Source organism: Amycolatopsis japonica, from assembly GCF_000732925.1.
GTDB classification, from domain to species: Bacteria; Actinomycetota; Actinomycetes; order Mycobacteriales; family Pseudonocardiaceae; genus Amycolatopsis; species Amycolatopsis japonica.
In genome coordinates this window covers 8,174,859-8,191,855 of the sequence record NZ_CP008953.1, presented here as the reverse complement: position 1 = coordinate 8,191,855, position 16,997 = coordinate 8,174,859, and the positions used below count along the sequence as shown (strand labels likewise).

At 70.0% G+C, this 16,997-nt stretch carries 13 protein-coding genes; 2 read left to right on the top strand and 11 right to left on the bottom strand.

What is annotated here, in order from left to right:
• Nucleotides 1-16 precede the first annotated feature (16 nt).
• From AJAP_RS37970 to AJAP_RS37920, 11 genes are all read right to left on the bottom strand, one after another.
• Nucleotides 17-1,156, bottom strand: coding sequence for a hypothetical protein (locus AJAP_RS37970; protein ID WP_228694780.1), 1,140 nt, complete (start codon nt 1,154-1,156; stop codon nt 17-19).
• Between the two features lie 6 nt (nt 1,157-1,162).
• Entirely contained in the window at nt 1,163-1,756 is a 594-nt protein-coding gene (locus AJAP_RS37965) for a hypothetical protein (RefSeq protein ID WP_038520574.1), read from the bottom strand.
• 323 nt (nt 1,757-2,079) lie between these two features.
• Nucleotides 2,080-3,054, bottom strand: coding sequence for a C40 family peptidase (locus AJAP_RS37960; RefSeq protein ID WP_038520571.1), 975 nt, complete (start codon nt 3,052-3,054; stop codon nt 2,080-2,082).
• A 71-nt stretch (nt 3,055-3,125) separates the two neighbouring features.
• The gene (locus AJAP_RS37955) at nt 3,126-4,205 is read right to left on the bottom strand and encodes a replication-relaxation family protein (protein ID WP_038520568.1); all 1,080 of its coding nucleotides are present in this window, start codon (nt 4,203-4,205) and stop codon (nt 3,126-3,128) included.
• A 130-nt stretch (nt 4,206-4,335) separates the two neighbouring features.
• Nucleotides 4,336-6,897: a type IV secretory system conjugative DNA transfer family protein gene (locus tag AJAP_RS37950; protein ID WP_038520566.1), complete on the bottom strand. Its 2,562-nt coding sequence runs from the start codon at nt 6,895-6,897 to the stop codon at nt 4,336-4,338.
• A 68-nt stretch (nt 6,898-6,965) separates the two neighbouring features.
• Complete coding sequence (locus AJAP_RS37945) at nt 6,966-8,936, bottom strand: VirB4 family type IV secretion system protein (RefSeq protein ID WP_038520563.1); 1,971 nt, start codon at nt 8,934-8,936, stop codon at nt 6,966-6,968.
• A gap of 6 nt (nt 8,937-8,942) precedes the next feature.
• Nucleotides 8,943-10,196, bottom strand: a complete 1,254-nt coding sequence (locus AJAP_RS37940; protein ID WP_038520560.1) for a PrgI family protein — start codon at nt 10,194-10,196, stop codon at nt 8,943-8,945.
• 13 nt (nt 10,197-10,209) lie between these two features.
• Nucleotides 10,210-12,444 carry a hypothetical protein gene (locus AJAP_RS37935; protein WP_228694777.1) on the bottom strand — a complete coding sequence of 745 codons (2,235 nt, stop codon included), beginning with the start codon at nt 12,442-12,444 and terminating at the stop codon, nt 10,210-10,212.
• Between the two features lie 117 nt (nt 12,445-12,561).
• The gene (locus AJAP_RS37930) at nt 12,562-12,885 is read right to left on the bottom strand and encodes a pilin (protein WP_038520555.1); all 324 of its coding nucleotides are present in this window, start codon (nt 12,883-12,885) and stop codon (nt 12,562-12,564) included.
• Nucleotides 12,886-13,094: 209 nt separating this feature from the next.
• Complete coding sequence (locus AJAP_RS37925; RefSeq protein WP_038520552.1) at nt 13,095-14,189, bottom strand: hypothetical protein; 1,095 nt, start codon at nt 14,187-14,189, stop codon at nt 13,095-13,097.
• A gap of 635 nt (nt 14,190-14,824) precedes the next feature.
• Nucleotides 14,825-15,025 (bottom strand): hypothetical protein, encoded by a 201-nt coding sequence (locus AJAP_RS37920; RefSeq protein ID WP_148311629.1) that lies wholly within the window; start codon nt 15,023-15,025, stop codon nt 14,825-14,827.
• On the opposite strand from AJAP_RS37920, the gene AJAP_RS37915 reads away from it, so the two are divergent.
• The gene (locus AJAP_RS37915; RefSeq protein WP_038520546.1) at nt 15,015-15,809 is read left to right on the top strand and encodes a hypothetical protein; all 795 of its coding nucleotides are present in this window, start codon (nt 15,015-15,017) and stop codon (nt 15,807-15,809) included. The two genes, AJAP_RS37920 and AJAP_RS37915, sit on opposite strands and share 11 nt — an antisense overlap.
• A gap of 68 nt (nt 15,810-15,877) precedes the next feature.
• Nucleotides 15,878-16,960, top strand: coding sequence for a DNA methyltransferase (locus AJAP_RS37910; protein WP_038520543.1), 1,083 nt, complete (start codon nt 15,878-15,880; stop codon nt 16,958-16,960).
• Nucleotides 16,961-16,997 lie beyond the last annotated feature (37 nt).

Sequence of the window (16,997 nt, the reverse complement as noted above, 5' to 3'; positions counted from 1 at the left end):
TGGCTGTGTCCGGGCGTTAGCGGCGCAGGACGTTGACGCGTTCGCCGCCGATGAGGGGTTTGTCTTCTGGCCCGGCGAGGTGGTCGGCGATCCAGATGGGGCGGTGGTCGTCTCGGCTGCGGTAGTACTGGTTGCGCCAGTGGCCGCGAACGATCCAGCTGTGGTGGTATTCGCGTGTGCCTTGGCCGAAGGCGTCGCTATGGCGGTCGGCGGGTGTGGTGCGGGCGCGCCGGAGGTCGACGAGCCGGACGCCCTGATTGAGGGCGGGGTCGTAGCGTTCGATGCGGCGGCGGGCGGCGCGGGGCGCGGCTATCCGTTCGGAACGTACGAGGGTCTGGCCCATCAGGAGCCAGGTGGTGAGGATGGTGCGCTGCAACGCGAGCTGTGCGTCGATCGTGGCGGCGGAGGTGCCTTCGGTCAGTGCGCTGGGCCAGCCCTTCATGTCAGTGAACGTCATGGGGGTGAGGCCGCACCATTGGTAGCCGTGTGGCGGGGAGAAACTCGGCGGAATCGGTGCGCGTTCGGTATTGCTCATGAACGTGGCTAGGAGGTGTTTGGCGGCTTGGTCGACGGCGTCGTCGTGGCTGGAGGGTTTGTTGCCCAGGGCGGGTAGCGGCAGGTTCAGCGCGGCGGCTTTCCGCATCTGAGACAGGGCGTGGTCGCGGGGTAGCCGGGCGAGCTTGCGGCCCACGTCGACCGCTGTTGGCAGCGGATCGGGGATGGTGCCCCAGGTCTGCACCCACAGGCCGCCCCGCCCGGGGCCCCACGACACGAGAGAGACGTCGTTGTGCAGTGCGTTGGCGGTCCGGGTGACGGGCGGGTGCTCGTAGACCATGAGTCCCACGGGGGCGGGCAGGTCTTCGGGATGGAGGCGGTAGTCGACCAGCGTGGTCGCGGCGTGGCTGGCGAGGTCGGTCAGGTCGGCGGAGACGTAGAACAGCTCGGCGGCCGGGATCTGGGCGCGGAGTGTGTCCGCGATCGTGGCGCCGACGTCATCCAGTGGCGGGAAGGCTGGCTCTCCCGCCGAGTCCTCGGGCCGGGGGCCGACGAAGAACAGGTACCAGTTGCCCGCGCCGTTCAGGCCGGGGTCCCGGGTCCATTCGGTCATGCGGGCCCGGATCTCGGGGACGTCGTAGGCCGTGACCACCGCTGTCATCGGTGGTCACCGGTCCAGGTCAGTGGCGAGTTTCGCCAGCGCGGTCTCGATGCCGCGCCGTAACGACGACGGCGCACCGGGATGATCGGTCAGGTACGCCACCATGTGCGGGACGGGGGCCGGGGTGTCGTCGCGTGCCAGCGTGACCAGTGCGTCAGGATGCCGCTGATACAGCTCACCGACCGCCACCGGGGCGACGGGGTACCACAGGTCACGGATCTCGTAACGGCCGTCGTCCCCGGGCCGGATCACGCGCGGCGGTGAACCGTCGGCTTCGCCCCAGGGGCCGCCGTCGTGGATTTCCAGGATGTCCCCGCGCCAGGTGAAGCGGTACTCGGCGTTGCTGTAGAACGGTTCCAGATGGATCCCGATCCAGCGCGCGACGGCGGGGCGGCACCGCAGTCCGACCTCGACGTCATTGTTTAGATTGTGCAGGGCGGGGAACCGGGTCTGGTCTTCGATGACGCCCGGTGGTGTCTCGTCGCCGGGGATGATGCCGGGGAATGCCGGTTTGTACGGCATCGCCACCCACACCTCGCCCTCCGGCAACACCGGAAGTGCCGCGGCATAGCCGGGAACGGCTGCCCGTGTTCCGTCCATAAGAGACACATCCCTTTGTTGGCATGGTGCGCGATCCGCGCTATGGCATGTCCAGGGACGCTCCGTACACGTCGGAATGTCAAGCCAGGTATATGTTTTGCCTCGGCGCATCCGTGTAATGTCACGGGATCGGGAATTTTCGGCGATAGCCTCGACGGTAGCGACGGCGCGCATTTGACATTCGCGACAGGTCAGGCGTGGATGGCGTTATGAGACCAGCCGAAAGCAAAGCCACGCGTACGATCCGCCGACCTCGAAGGCTGATTTGTACTGCGACTTGAGGCACAAGATCTGCGCAGCAGCAGAGCTCGCTTGCAGCGAGATCACTGTGCGGGCCGTGTGGCGCCCGCGTAGTCGTCGCCGGGACGCCGGTAGTCGTCGATTCGCACGACTTGACCGAAGTCCGGGGCGTTCACCATCTTCCCGGCCCCGATATAGAGCCCTACGTGCCGAATCTTCGAGGGTGTGCCATAGAAGACGAGGTCGCCCGGCAGGAGCTGCCCGTCGGGTACTCTTGGCCCGGCGTGGTATTGAGTGTGTGCGGTGCGGGGAAGCGAGATATTGGCTGCGTGGTACGCCGCCTTAGTCAAGCCTGAGCAGTCGAATCCGCTGTCACCGTTCAACGGACCGTTGCCGCCCCACACATACGGCAACCCTCGTTGCCCGCACGCGTAGTTGATGGCGGTCATCGCGGCAGCGTTCGGCGCCTGGATGTCGTTGCAGTCACCGGTTCCGGCCGTAGCGGGCGCGGGCTGACAGCGCACCCCGGACACAGCCGCGACGACCGCACGCGCCTTGTCCTCGTGCTGTGCGTATGCATTGGGGAACCCTGAGCCCTGCACGGTCTGTGCGGCGTCGTTGACGCTCATGCTCTGCCAGTTCGGTGTTGCATTGAGACGCTCGAAGAACTTCGTCGCCGCGTAGGTCGGTGTGGTGATCTGTTGCGGGGTGCCCCAGCCCATCGAGGGGCGTTGCTGGAAAAGTCCGAGGGAGTCGCGGTCGCCGTAGTGCAGGTTACGGAGCTTGGACTCCTGCATCGCGGCGGCGATCGCGACCACCCAGCCAGGCTCGGGTATCGCCATCTGTCTGCCGACCGCGACGATGGTGGCGGCGTTGCCCATCTGCTCGGCGGTCAGGCCCGTCACCGTGCCGGTCGGTGTCCCGTCGGGTGTGCAGAGCAGCGAACTCGCGCCGTTGCCGCCGGACAACGAGCTGACGATGCCGGCGACACCGGCGCCGATGAGCAACGGAATGGCGAGGATCACGGCGGCGACGGCGGCCCCGAGTTTGCTTCCCATGGCTGGATCGCGCTCCTTTCACGGCGATAGGTGGCAACGGGACGCGTTACGGACGAGTTGGCGCTGCCAGGTCAGTTCTCGCCGCGCGCGATCCGGTTCGGCGTTGCCCGCGGTGGGATCGGACTCGGTGGTGGCAGCCGGTACGGCGAGGCCGCCGCGGCGGCCTCGCCGTCACCGTCCTCGGTGCCGGGGCCGGCCGGTGGTTTCAGGCCGGGCCAGGCGTCGGCAAGGTCGGCGAGGCTGTAGCGCGGGTCGGCGCGATCGGTGCGGGCCGAGGTCAGTGGTAGCCAGACCGCCTCGGCCGGGCTTGGATGCGGTGCGGCGGGGTCGAGCAGGTCGGCCGCGGCGGTGGCTACCGGCACCGTGCGAGGGGCGTCGAGTCCGGCGTGGACGCGGGCCAGGGCGGTGCGGGCACCGGCTTCACGGCGGGTGGTCGGTAGCCACATCAGCACCGGCGTCGCGATCCCGGTCGACTCGGCCAGCCGCGCGTATCCGGCCAGCTTCCGCCCGACCTTGGTGAGGGACTCGGTTCCGGTGTCGAATTCGAGGAACCACTCCACCTCCTTCGTGGTGCCGTGGTGGTGGGTGCGCCAGCGGCCGTAGCCGTCGGGGATGACGAGGTCGCCGAAGTGACGGGCGCAGCGGGATTCCGACCACCAGGCCGTCACCGCCTCGTCGGCCTTGGTGTGGCGGGTGTGGGCGATGAGAGAGGTGAAGAAGTCGTTGACGCCGACGGTGTGGGCGAGGCGCTGGTTGTGGGCGATGGCCATGGCACGGTCGTGCCGGTAGCCGAGTTCCTTGACCTCGAGGCCGTGTTCGGCGGCGAGCACGGCTGCGCCGGCCGGGCCGAGGACGTAGTGCATCGGGGCGGAGCCGAGTTGCTGGAACGGCCGGAACCGGGAGATCGCGCGCCAGAGGTAGAGGTCGAGCACCCGCTGGCGTGCCGACCGGCCGGAGGGGAAGGCCGCGTCCTGGATCTGGAAGCTGGTCAGGACCCGGTGCTCGTGCAGCAGGGCCAGGAGCCACTTGTCGCGGGCGGTGAGGCGGGAGGCGAGCATGGCTTGGTGCTCGACCGAGCTGGCGGCGCGGGCGGTGTGACGTCCGGGCAAATGATCCCGCAAAGTGTGCTGGCGGGTAGTGGTCGTGATCAACGAACGCTCCCTTGATTGTCAACAGGCTGTGGACAACTGCTGTGGGCAGACCGATGCAGGCCACGGATGAGAACCGGGGGCAGCGGCTGTTTCCGTGTGGCGCGAAGGCGAATCCGCGTCCGGCGGGCGCCTAGGGGCGGGTGCGGCGTGGGTCGGTCCGGGGCGGCCGGGTCGGGGAAACCCGGCGCTCTACCCGCGTCGCGGTGGTGGTGGCCGCTGGGCTTCCGGCGCGGGAGGTTGTGCTGGTTGCGGTGTTGTGTGCGCGGCGCTGGGCGCGGAGCACGGCCCGGATTTCGCGCGCCCGGCCGGGGATCGGGTCGGGCAGGGGTGTGGTGGTCATGGTGAAGGGCTCGGTTTCCTCGCCGTGCACGACCAGGCGTGCGGCGGCGTGGTAGACGCCGAGGTGGGAGAGGTCGTGTTCGGAGAGCCGGGGTGTGGTGTGGCGGGCGAGTTCGCGGGCGTCTTCGGGTGATGAGGAGTAGATGATTTTGTTGCGGGCGTTAGTGGAGAGGCCTTCTTTCAGTTCTCTCGACAGTTGGCCGAGGTGCTGGTGGGCCAGGATGAATCCGTTCCGGAACGCTCGTGCTTCGGCGAGCATGTCTTCCATGGGGTAGGGGAGATGCAGGAAGTTGTGGCATTCGTCGATGACGGTGTGGGCGTCGGGGCGCAGGCGCTGCGGGACGCGGGCGCGGGCGGTGGTGGCCTGCCAGGTGCGCGCCACGACCAGCGATCCGACCAGGCGGGTGGTCTCTTCCCCGAGGGACCCTTTGGGGATGCGCACGAGGCAGATCCCGCCCTCGTCGAGCACCTGGGACATGTCCACTGTGGACCGTCCTCCGGCGATGGCTTCTTTCACGAAGGGGCGCAGCAAGAACGCGCGAAGCTTGTTCATCAACGGCGAGATCACCTGAGAACGAGAGCTATCGGTGAGTCCGTCGTACCACTCCCAGAAGCCGCGCAGCACCGGATCGGTCAGCCCGCTGGTGATGCGGGACCGGAACGCTTCGCTGGTGAGGAGTTTCGGGAGGTCGGCGAGGGTTGGTACGGCTTCTTGGGCGCGCAGGGTGAGGCAGGCGGCACGCATGAGGTCGTCGGTGCGTGGTCCCCAGAACGCCGAGTACACGCGGCGGAAGACGGAGACGAGGTTGTCGACCTCACGGTCGGTTTCCCCGCCCTCCAGCGGGTTGAGGATGGGTGGTCGGTGCCGGGAGTCGGCGTCGAACAGCACCACTCTTTCGGCCGCGCGGCGCGGGAGCCGGTTGAGGATGTCGGTGACCAGGTCGCCTTTCGGGTCGATCAGGACGACACCGCGCTGGTTGTCGACGTCGTCGAGGATGATCTGGCCGAGCAGGGTGGACTTCCCGGAACCGGTCGGTCCGATCAGGTGCAGGTGGTAGCGGGCGTCGGCGAGCCGCAGGCCGACCGAGCGGGCGTGGCCGGTGTCGGACTGTCCCAGGGGCATCACACCCGGGCCTGGGGTCGGGATGCCGGGCGGTGGGGCGACGGCTTTGGCTCCGGCGCGTTCGACGCCGGGGATCTCGGCGTCGGTGGGCAGATGCGCGAGCGCCGCGAGTTCAGGCACGGAGAGCAGGTCGCCGCGGCCGAGACGCCGGTCGGCGAGCGTGGGGCCGGGCCGGTGGAGGCGGGTGCGGGTGTAGTGGTTGTGGTCGGTGTAGGCGGCGAACGCGGCGGCCAGCGCGTGCGCGCGCCCGCGCGCGGTGTCACGGGCCTGGTGCACCAGGTTGTCGGCCGCGTCGGCGGGAAGGTCGGTGGCCACGGCGTACCGGATCACCGTCTCGTACTGCGAACCCCGCTGTTTGTTCACGATCGCCTTGTTCTGTGTCGAATATTCCAGCGACAGCTGCGGATCCTGGCTGATCCTGCGCGAGTCCGAGGTCCGGCGAGTGCGGGTGGCGTTCGCGCCGGGGGTGATCGCATCGAGGAGCCGTCCCCCGAGCCGTCCCGAGGAGCCGTGGTGGACCCGGCGGGCGGCGCGGCGGGCCTGGGCGACGCGGCGGCCGGTGACCGGGCGGGCGAGGATCTGCACGCAAGCCCGCTCGTCGCGGCCGAGTCCGACCGGCGCGCCGAGCAGCCCGCGGATCGGGTCGGCGTCGAACGCCGTGCGGATCGGGAGGGCCTCGGTGCGGGCGAGGCGTAGCTGGCCGCCGACGGTGATCCGCCGGCGCCCGGTCTCCAGCGCGGGGAAGGGTGAGGTGGCTGGGTTGGTGCGGGTGTGTGCGCCGGGCCAGGCGGCCTCGACCGCTCGTTCCACCAGTGAGGGTGGGATAAGGCCGGGGACCCAGAACTGCACGGTGACGCCGTGCTCGCCGAACACGTACTCCATCGCCAGATGCGGTTGCCCGGCCCAGAACCGCCGCCAGGCGGGGCGGAGGAGACCGACGAGGTTGGACCAGACCGCGGCCCCGCCGGCGGGATCGACGGTCGGCGGGGCGAGCACGGTGATCCGGCGAGCATCGGCCAGCAGCGCGGCGTGGCGGCGACTACGCCACCAGCGGCGCGCGACAACAGCGCCCGCCAGGGCGACGGCCAGGGCCGGGACGATGACCGGTCCCGAGGTCAGTGCCCAGTCGCCTGCGGCGGTGAGCAGGCGACCGGTGACGCCGCCGGGGTCGCGCAGATAGTCACTCACCCCGTTCTGCGTCACCGGGGATGCCGCGTTGTGTACGGACATGACGGAACTCCCTTCCGGGAAAACTCCTGTGAGACGAGGGAAAGCCGGGAAGCGGCACGGGGCCGGGATCACGCGGTGTCGAGGTCGACCTGTCTTGCGTCGTCGAACCCGTCGTCGATGTCGGCCCTGCCGGCCTCGTAGACAGAGCCGGTGGTCTCGGTGGGGCCGAGGTCGATGTAGGCCTCAGCGAGGCCGCTGTCGGTGGCGTCCGGGTCCTGTTCGGCGAACCGGGCCAGTTCGGCGGGATCGGTGGTGATCAAGAAGTTCTCTGTGGGCGAGGCCAGTGACTGGACCGCCACTCGCAGCGTGCCGGAGCTGAGCAGGCCTTGGCCGCGGTCGGCCGACAGCAGGAAGCGCCGCTCTCCGACGGAGAGGTCGAAGGCCTCGGCGATCTCGTCGATCGCCTGCGGTGCCGCGCGAAGGAGCACCTGGGTCGCGGCGTTGCTCACGATGGCTTTGCCCAGGTCGCTGCCGAGCAGATCAGCGGCGTCCTGGGTGGCCACGGTGAGCCCGCACCAGTGTTTGCGGGCGGCTTTGGCCAGGCGCAGTAAGAACAGCGCGGCGACGTGCTGGCGCATGAGGACGCCGGCTTCGTCGACCACGACCAGCCGGGGCCGGCGGTCGGCCGGGTTCGAGACGCGCCGCCAGACGGTGTCGAGCACGAGCAGGGTGCCGATCGTGCGTAGCTCGTCGGGCAGGTCGCGTAGGGAGAACACGACGAGGTGCCCGTCCGGGGTGGTCGTGGTGGGCCCGTCGAAGAGGTCGGCGTACGAGCCGTCGACGTAGGGGTGCAGCCGGGCGGCGAGGTCGGCGGCCATCGCGTCGCCACCGTCGCCGGTGGTGGCGAGCATGTCGCGCAGGTCGCGCAGCAGTGGCGCTGGGCGCGTCCAGGTGCGGGCGTCACCGGTGATGCCCGCGCGGTGGTAGGTGGCGGTGATCGCGGTGTCGAGCACGGCTCGTTCGGCGGCGGTGACCTCCGCGCCGAACAGCACAGCCAGGACGGTGTGCAGGAATAAGCTGCGCCGCTTGAGGGCGTCCTGTGGCGCGGTCCGGCGTCCGTTCGCGCCGAGGTGCACAGGCAGGTCGAACGGGTTCAGCCGGACTCCGCCCGCGCCGAGGTGGACGTAGGTGCCGCCGACCTGGGAGGCCAGGCGGGCATATTCGTCTTCGGGGTCGATGACGAATGCCTGGACTCCGTGGGTGGCCCATCCGTTCTCGGTGTCGCCGAGTCGGCGGTAGAGGCTGCGCAGGGTCTCGAGCTTGACGAAGTAGCTCTTACCCGCGCCGGAGCGGCCGAGGACGACGGAGTTGTAGTTGTCGCAGGCGAACCGGTCCCAATGGACCAGCCCGGAGGAGCCGACGTTGTAGCCGTAGAGGACCCCAGAGGGGGCGGAGGTGGTCGGGTCGGTCGGCGGGAGGTCCGGCGAGGTGAACGGATACGCGGCGCTGACCGCGGCGGTGTCGAACGTCCTTTTCAGACCGAGCGGGTCCAGTCCGAGTGGCAGGGTGCTCACCCAGCCCTGCAAAGCACGGTAGGTCGCGGGTTTCGCGTCCAGCAGCAGGGACGCGCACAACGACCGCAGCGCGGAGACTTCCTCAGCGAGGGAGGTTTCGTCCGGGGCGTGCACGGTGAGATACAGCCCGAAGCGGAACAGGCGTCCGTCGCCGCGGGCGATGCTGCGCGAGAGGTCGGCGGCGTCCTCGGCGGCGGCGTCGAGGTCTGGGTCGTCGAGCCGGTCATGCTTTGCGTTGCGGCGGCGGGACGATTCGAGTTTGGCGCGTTGCTTGCGCAGTCCGCTCGCCGCGGTCGCCGGGTCGACGGGCTGGACGTGGACCGAGACGTCCAAGCGGGCGGGGTAGGTCAGCAGCGGGGCGAGCCAGCCGGGGTAGACCTCCTGCGGATAGCCCGTGACGCCGAAGCTCGCGACGAATTCGTTGCCGACCTCGAGGTGCCGGGCGGACACCGACAGCGCGTCCGGGGTGAACGCTCCCGCCGACCCGGACCGGGCCACGGTGCTGTGGTTTCTGGTGCGTGCCATCAGGGGTTACCTGCTTTCGATCTCGTCGTCGTCGTAGTCCCAGTCCTCGTCCTCGGACAGCCACGGGCCCGGCGCCTGCGAGCGACCGGAGCGCGGCGCGACAGTCGATGGACGCGGCGGAGCCGGGTGAGACGACGCCGCGAGGTCGGCATCGCCGGCGGGGTCGTCGGGGCCGTAGAGGTCGGTGAAGGTGGTGGTGGAGGTGACGACCTCGTCGGCCCCTGCCAGTGCGGCCGAGGGCGGCAGGAAGGTGTCGGGGTTGCAGGCCGCCGCGAGTACGCCGGTCGCGGCGGCGGCGTCGAGTGGGGTGGCCACGATCCCGGCCGGGGTCAGCAGCTCGATGGCCTCGCCCAGGCGGCGCACCAGGCGTTGTTCGGCCGCCTGCCGTACTCCGTTCTCCACCGGTCCGTTGTCGTGGCGGTGGTGCCGCCATGGCAGCACGCTCGACGCGGTGGCAGGTGTGGCTGGGCCGGTTCGCAGCGGTTCGCGCAGCACAAGCAGCACTTGGCGGCGGAGCAGATCCGCCTGGGCGGTGAGCTCAGTGAGGTAGTCCGCGTGGTCCCGCGCGGCCGCTTCCAAGGCGGGGTGCGGGAGACCGCCGGCGTGGGCGCGGAGTTCGGCGATCTGCGGGGCGAGGTCGAGCCGTTCGGCGCGGATGAGGATCTGCACGGGCGCGGTCAGTGAGTGTAGGTAGCGCGCGAAACTGGCGACGAGCGCTTCTTGTTCCCCGGGTGTGCGCAGCGAGAAGTTGACGGTGCTGCACACGGCGATGACCGCGCGCCCGTCCGTGCCGAGGTCGACGATCCCGGCGTGTGCGCCGGTGTCGGCGACACCGTGGGCGGGCAGCTCCAGCGGTGCCGGGGACACCGGCTTGGTCCCGGTCGGTGACCGACGCCGTCCGCCACGGCTACGGGCGCGGGTGTCGGAGTGCTGGGCGGTGAGCCAGGCCGGGGCCGCGCGGACGCCTTCGGGCGCGGCGACCCGGTGCCGCGGAGACAGGTGCTGGCGGATCGCGGCGAGCGCGAGGCGGTCCAGGGGCAGCCCGTCGCGCTGCCCGAGAGCCAGCACGGTGGCCGTGATCCCGACCGGGATGGCGACGATGAGGAACACCGGCAGCGGCACGAACCCACGGGTCAGCGAGTACAGGCTGTAGAGCAGGAGGCCGGTGACGCCGAGGATCGTGAGCTGCCGGGCGGTCAGCGGACCGAGCACCCTGTCCGGGCGGTCGACGTCGGCGGGCACACGCACAGGAGAAGTCATGGCGAATCGGTCCTCACTTCGTCTTCGGGCCCCGCCGGGCGGGCAGGTCCAGGGGCAGGCGTAATTGCGTTCCGGCTCGCCGTTTCGGCGGAGGTGAAGCGCTCGCGTCGCTGGCAGGTGGCGGGGGTGTGGGCTGGCGCCGGACGCCGAGGGGAAGCGGGTACTGGCCGGAGGCGAGTGACCGGTTGCCGGTGTAGGCATCCCGTGCCGGACGGCGGGAGGCGCGGGCCGCGCGGTTGATCTGGCCGGACGGGGTGATCAGCCCAGGCCCGGTTTGCCGCGGTGGGCGGGCCGGCACCGGGTTGGTGAGGTCATCGGCGAGCGACCGCCGAGGCGTAGCCGGGGGTGCTGGACGCAGGTGGATCGGCAGCATCCCGGCGCTCGGCGCGATCAGCGCGCGGGGTAGATGCGCGGGCGGGCGGGCATTGCGGTTGACCCGCCCATCCGAAGTGAGCAACCCGGGCTGGGGCACCGGCGGCGGCATCCCGGCGCCTCGTGCGGCGAGGTCGTCGGCCAGGGACCGGCGTCCGACCCGGTCGGGGATCCTGCGTGTGGTGATCGGCAGCCCGAGCTGGTCACGGGGCAGCGCGCCGGGCAGAGAGTCCGGTGGGAGCGCCCGCGGGTTCGCCGCGACTGTCTGCTCGTCCCCGGAGCCACTCGTGGTGAACATCGACAGCTGTCCCTGTCCGGGTTTCCTCCCCGCTCGAGTGCCGGTGTCCGTCATCTCACCCAGACGCGGGGATCGCCCGGGAGTAAGGCGTGTGCGGCGGACCCGTATCGGCAGCATGAACTGGCCCGAACGGGTCGACGGCGGATCCGCGGGTGCGGTGTCGCGTCCGCGCGCACGATGTGCCGGGCCGGGCTTGCGGCCCTTGCGGCCGAAGAGCGAGGTGGCGCCGCCGAGCAGGCCCATGGTCTTGTAGGCGATCGCGCCGCGCACCAGTGACCCGAGCAGCGACCGGCCGCCACCGCCGCGCAGCGGTTGCAGGCACCAGAAGGGGATCTTGACCAAAATCCACATCAGCGCGACGCAGAACAGAAGATTGGTCAGCCCGTTCAGCGTCGGCCCGAAGATGGTGAAACCGCCGGGGGTGAAGAACACCCGCAGCGACGCACTCAGCGCACCGGCCTGTCCGATCGGGATGATCAGCAGCAGACCGTAGGCCTTCCACCAGAACACGGCGACGCCCTCGGTGTGCGGCAACGCGTGCCACATCAGCACGAACGGCGCGGCGGCGATCAACAGCATCGTCGCGAGGACCCGCACGATGAACGTCAACAGCAGCACGACGAGCAGCGCGGCGAGCGCGAGCCCGATGAACAGCAGCCAGCCCTGCCCGCCGTTGAGCGAACCGAGGATCATGTCGGTCATCGCCTTGGCAGCTGTGTTCGGATTGACCGCGTCGGTCATCAACGTCGCGCTCACGGCGTTGGAGATCTCGATACCCTGGGTCGCTAGGAACAGCGACAGCGTCCCGGCGAGGAACCCGGCCGCGAGCCGGGGCGCGATCTCCTTGATCGTGTAGCGGGTCTGCAGGGTCTCGTAGGCCATCAGGATCAGGCCCGCGATCACGACGATGCTGCCGTAGAAGGCGAGCATCAGGTGCCAGGACTCGGTCCAGGCCTGGCCGATGCCGGGCAGGAGGCTCGGGTCCGGTGTGGACAGCACCGTCTTGCCCAGCAGATCGAGCAGCGGGTTCAGTGCGCCGATCACCAGGCCGCGGAAGAAGGTGTCGATGGCCTCGGTGACACACGCGACCGGGTCGGTGAACCCGCACTCGCTGTCGTCGTCACCGGGGTCGCGGGGTACTGGCTGGGGGATGCAGTTCGGGCCGTCACAGGGCTGGCTCGTGGGCGGCTGGGTGGGGAGATTGCCGCACTCGGGCAGCACCGATCCTGGGAAACACGACACCGGCGGCGTTGACGAGCCGGGAACCAGCGGTGCACTCGGGAGTCCCGTCGGCGGCGCGGGGCGCGGCGACGACGTCCCCGGCAGAAGGCACGCCGGTTCGGCAGAGCCTGGCACGCAGCTGGGGTTGGGCGGCAGCGGCAGTACCGGTGGCTGCGCGGGCACCAACGCCGCCACAGCCGCCACGGGCGTGGGCACGGGTGCGGCCGAGGCTGTCAGCGCGATTCCGGCGACGGCAGCCAACAGCGGCACCAGCACCGCGAGCGCGCGGGCCCACTGCCGCTGGGGCAGCCAGCGTCCGCGACGGCGTCGGGCGGGTGCTGCCGGTGGTCCGAGCATGAGCCGGTCGCCGCGCCCCGACCTCGTGTCCGTGCCGTCATGGTGAGGACTGGATTCGGCAGTTCGGGTGGGGTGGCGTGGACGGAAGGACGGTGTGTGGCGCGGGGTGGTCATCGCTCACACCCCGCCCACGATTCCCTTGAGGATCTCGACCACGAGCGGGGCGAGTGCGGCGAGCCCGAAGCCGATGCCGGCGGCTTTGAACGCGCCCTTGGCTTTCTCGATTTCGCCGGGGTCGCCCGAGGCCATCAGGTAGCGCAGACCGCCGATGGTGATGAACACGACCGCGACCCCGGCCAAGATCCCCATGACCCAGTTGCGGATGTTGCCGAGGACCTGATCGACAGTCGCCGCGAGCGCGACATAGTGGACGGTCTCCGCCCGCGCGGCCGAGGACGTCAGCACCACTACGGTGGCGATCAGCCACCCCAGGAGCAGCACGACGCGGCGTCGGTGCCCATGTCGCGGTTGCCATGCCGGTGTCGTCGTTGAGGCGGTGCCAGCGGAACCTGCGCAGCGATGCTCGGCGTGCCGCACGTCTGCGGTCGCGGCCCGGGGTATTGCCCGGCGTGGGCGGGTCGCTGGGGCAGGGGAGCCGGGACGGCTGGATGCCGTGCCGCGTGTGGGCGCGCGGAGATGGCGGCGTGGTGTCAGTCGCATGAGTGGACCTCCCGGCTGGTGTGCGCGGCCGGACCGGAACTGGTGCGGGCGGCGTGCGAACGGCGATCTGCGGGGTGCGGGGCCCCGCGGGAGGCAATGCGGGATTTCGGGCCGTTTTGCGACACGGTTCGCCGAACTTTTTTCTCCCGCACTGCTCCACCCCTGGTCACGGTGGGTAATTTCGTGCGACCGGTCTCGGTAGCCCCGGCGTTAGTGGGACCACGACGCACGCGAGCTGGCGCGGACGACTCCGCCCCATCGGCCGGTGGCGTCTCGGAGGTGTCCGCGGACTGCTTGGTCAGGTAGGAGACGAGACGGGGTTCGGCGCGTTCGCGGATTTTCGCGAGTTGTTTGTAGGTCATTCCGCGCGCCTGTGCGGCTTCGGCCAGAGAGGTCGTGCCGAGGCGGGTCACGGAGATCAGGCCCGCTTCGTCGGCGGTGATCGCGCCAGCGCGTACAGCAGCGGCGAGCACGAGATCGAGATCGAGATCGAGATCGAGATCGGGGTGTTCTTCCGGGCTGGGCGACTCGGCGAGCTCATTGATCAGATCGCCCGCAAGGATCGGGCCACCAGTGGCCTCGTCCAACGCCACCCGTCCCTCGCGGTAGGCCGCGTAGTACAACCGAGCGAGGATCGCCGGCCGGACCAGATCAACTTCGTGCAGGCCGGTGAGGAACCCGGTGAGCACGGCAGCGTTGAGGTCATGGGTGTCACCGGTGAAGTGGCGGGTCACGATGGTCGCCACGCGCAGCAGCACCGGCAGCCCCAGCCCGACACACGCCACCATCCACGTGCCGCGTTCGGCACGGGCGCGAGTGATCAAGTACGCCCACGCTGCGTCGCGTGTTGCCTGCGCGCAATCCTCAGCCAGCAGCAGCGTGCCGAGCTCGTCCAGCGGCACCGGACGCTGTGGCAACCCGGGGATCTCGCGTCCGTCGACACTGACCGGATCCGGCCCGGTCACCAACCACGCGAAGCTGGAGCGCGCCAGCGCGAACACGTCGGAGTCTTTGACGAAATCGGGATTAGGGCCCAAGCGGAACACGCGTTCCTGGCCCTTGATTTCATGTGAGGGAAAATCCATGACAGCTCCCATGTGAATGTGGTGATTCGTGAGCTGCCATCAAGTCATTCGGGCCGCCTCAAAACCGCCTCAAGGTCGCCTCAAAGTCGCGACAAAAGCGCCTCGTAAGCGCCTCAAGTGGACAAGTATGTGATGGCTTGATTGCCAATTCCGGGACAGGGCCGGTGGACTTTGTTGATCTTTGAGGCGCCTCTGGATAGGCGTTTGAGCTGTGCCAAGCGCTCTATTTGGACTGTGCCTCCGAGAGGTGCCTCAAGGTGGAGTGCTGGTCGATGACGGTTTGAGGCATCCGCATGGAAGCTGGGTGAATAATCCTTATCGCTCTGAGCTCTCGAATTTCTTCGGGAGAGTTGATAGTAAGAATCCCTGGTCGGTGACGGCTTCTTGTTGGGTGTGGGCGGCGACTGGGGCGAGGTCGAGAATTCTCAAAAATTTTGGCGAGAGCGTGTCGCAAATCGGGGGGTTTCTCGGTATTGCCCGCCGACAGCACGAACCAGGCCGGGCGTCGTCCCGGCTGTTCTCGCTCGCAGGAGGACTCTCATGGCCCAGCGTTCGCAGTTCCCGGACGGCCGTCCGGGTCGCCGGACAGACTCGGATCGTCCGCCGCGCACCCGGCGCGGTGGCGACCGCGCTCCCTACCCCGGAGCGCGCGTGCACAGCACCACGGCAGGCGTCGGCGGGACCGACAGCACCTCGCGTCCCGAGGGCACGCCGACCTCGTCGCGTCGACGCCCGGCGCCGTCGTCGACCGCGCCGACACCGGCGACGGTGTGGACGTGCGGGCCGGACCCGATCGACGCCCACGCGATGTGGCCGGTACCGATCGTGGAGTCCATCACGGCGGCGTTCACCGACCCCGGTGCGCACGTCGTCCTGGTCGACCTCGACCCCGCACCGATCACCGGCACGCGCTCCGGCACGGACGGCTCGGCGACGACCGGCGAAGCGTCCGTGGCAGCGGCGCACGAGGCGGTGCGCGCGGTCGGCCGCACCGCCGACACGGTTACCTTCCACCGCGGCGACGGTGGCTCCGCCGCGTCGTCGCGACCGTTCTGGGCTGATCTCGTCACCGACGCGAGTGATCCGTCCGCGGCGCTGGCCGGAACACCGTCGGTCCCGGCGTGCACCGGGCTCCCCTCCAGCGCGGAAGGACCGGAGTCCGAGCGCGGCGCGCGGGCGGATCTCGTGATCGTGTCCCTGCCCGGCCACGCCGCCGAGTCGGTTTCGTTGGACCGGCTCGCGCTACTGGCGGCGAACCGTCTGCGTCAGGGCGGCATCCTCGCGGTGTACACGCACAGCGACTGGACGCGGGGTCGGCTGGTCGATCCGACCGGCGCGATCGTCGCCGCTGCGCAGCACGCCGATCTGCTCTACCTGCAGCACATCGTCACGTTGCACGCTCCCGTGGAGAAGGGGCGCTTGCGGGCCGCGCCGAGCGTGGCGGTGGCCGCCGAGTACGACCGCGCCCGGCATCGCGCGGCGGTGCGCGGACTGCCTGCCCCGCATCTGCGCGCGCATGGCGATGTCCTCGCGTTCGCGCAACCGGCCGACCTCGGCGCACCGCTCCCCGGGGCCGGTCCGGCGCCCGCCCCGCCCGGCGGCGCCGGACGTGACCAATGACCCCGCCCTCGCCGCACTCGGCCGGGCCGTCCCCGGCCACTCCCGCACCTGCGAAAGGCAGCGCCCTCATGTGTCACCAGCACCCCGCGACATCGACCAACCACGGCAGCGCTGACCCGACCGTGCCGATCTCCCGCGCGCTCATCGACGCCCTCGACACCAGCCCCACACCGACGGACATCGCGACCGGACACGATCCGGTCAGTCCGAGCGGTAGGACCTGTGGGTTCGACCTCGGCGATCTGCCGTTGTCGGTGTGGGCGACCGCGCAGACCTCCCCGGCCACCCAGCGCAAAGGCCGGTATGTGCCCGAGTCGACCGCGCACCCGGCGAAGATGCTCCCTGCCGTCGCGGCGCACGCCATCCGTGCCTACACCCGTCCCGGGGAGCTGGTGTTCGATCCGATGGCCGGGTCCGGCACCACCTTGGTGGAGGCGATCGATGCCGGGCGCCGCGCGGTCGGTGTCGAGTACGAGCCGCACTGGGTCAGCGTCGCCCAGGCGAACCTTGACCTGGCCCGTCAACGCGGCCACGAGCACGACGGCGAGATCGTGCACGGCGACGCCCGGCAGCTGCCGTCCCTGCTGCCCGAGAAATATCGCGGGCAGGTCGCGCTGGTGATCACCTCCCCGCCGTATGGGCCGTCCACGCATGGGCAGGTCGTCACCGCCAGCACCGACTCGCATGACGGGAAAGTGCACAAGTACCACCACCGCTACGGCAGCGCGTTGGATCGCGGGAACCTGGCCAACGTCGGCCACCACCGGCTGCTGGCCGGCTTCACCCGCATCCTCACCGGCTGCGCGGCCGTGCTGCGCCCCGGCGGGCACATCGCGATCACTGTCCGCCCGTGGCGCGAGCACTCGGAGCTCATTGATCTGCCCTCGCAGATCATCGCCTGTGGCCAGGCCGCCGGGCTGGTCCCGGTCGAACGCTGCGTCGCCCTGCTGGCCCGAGTCGCCGACCGCGAGCTGGTCGCCCGCGGGAGCTTCTTTCAGCGCGACTTCATCCGCAAGCAGCGTGAGCAGGGCCTGCCCTTGCATCTGATCGCGCACGAGGACGTCATCGTCCTGGCCAAGCCCCTCACGGCCAGCGTCACGCCGGCCTTGTCGGGTGACGGGGACGCGAGTCGTGGGCGGAGGGCATCGTGAGCACGCGGGTGCACTGCCGGGACTGCGGCTGGGACGC

What these genes read in the sequence shown, in the direction of transcription:
- AJAP_RS37945 (WP_038520563.1), bottom strand. Translation starts at nt 8,936, where the DNA reads ATGGCACGCACCAGAAACCACAGCACCGTGGCCCGGTCCGGGTCGGCG.
- AJAP_RS37925 (WP_038520552.1), bottom strand. Translation starts at nt 14,189, where the DNA reads ATGGATTTTCCCTCACATGAAATCAAGGGCCAGGAACGCGTGTTCCGC.
- AJAP_RS37950 (WP_038520566.1), bottom strand. Translation starts at nt 6,897, where the DNA reads ATGTCCGTACACAACGCGGCATCCCCGGTGACGCAGAACGGGGTGAGT.
- AJAP_RS37970 (WP_228694780.1), bottom strand. Translation starts at nt 1,156, where the DNA reads ATGACAGCGGTGGTCACGGCCTACGACGTCCCCGAGATCCGGGCCCGC.
- AJAP_RS37935 (WP_228694777.1), bottom strand. Translation starts at nt 12,444, where the DNA reads ATGCTCGGACCACCGGCAGCACCCGCCCGACGCCGTCGCGGACGCTGG.
- AJAP_RS37965 (WP_038520574.1), bottom strand. Translation starts at nt 1,756, where the DNA reads ATGGACGGAACACGGGCAGCCGTTCCCGGCTATGCCGCGGCACTTCCG.
- AJAP_RS37960 (WP_038520571.1), bottom strand. Translation starts at nt 3,054, where the DNA reads ATGGGAAGCAAACTCGGGGCCGCCGTCGCCGCCGTGATCCTCGCCATT.
- AJAP_RS37940 (WP_038520560.1), bottom strand. Translation starts at nt 10,196, where the DNA reads ATGACTTCTCCTGTGCGTGTGCCCGCCGACGTCGACCGCCCGGACAGG.
- AJAP_RS37920 (WP_148311629.1), bottom strand. Translation starts at nt 15,025, where the DNA reads ATGGACTCCACGATCGGTACCGGCCACATCGCGTGGGCGTCGATCGGG.
- AJAP_RS37910 (WP_038520543.1), top strand. Translation starts at nt 15,878, where the DNA reads ATGTGTCACCAGCACCCCGCGACATCGACCAACCACGGCAGCGCTGAC.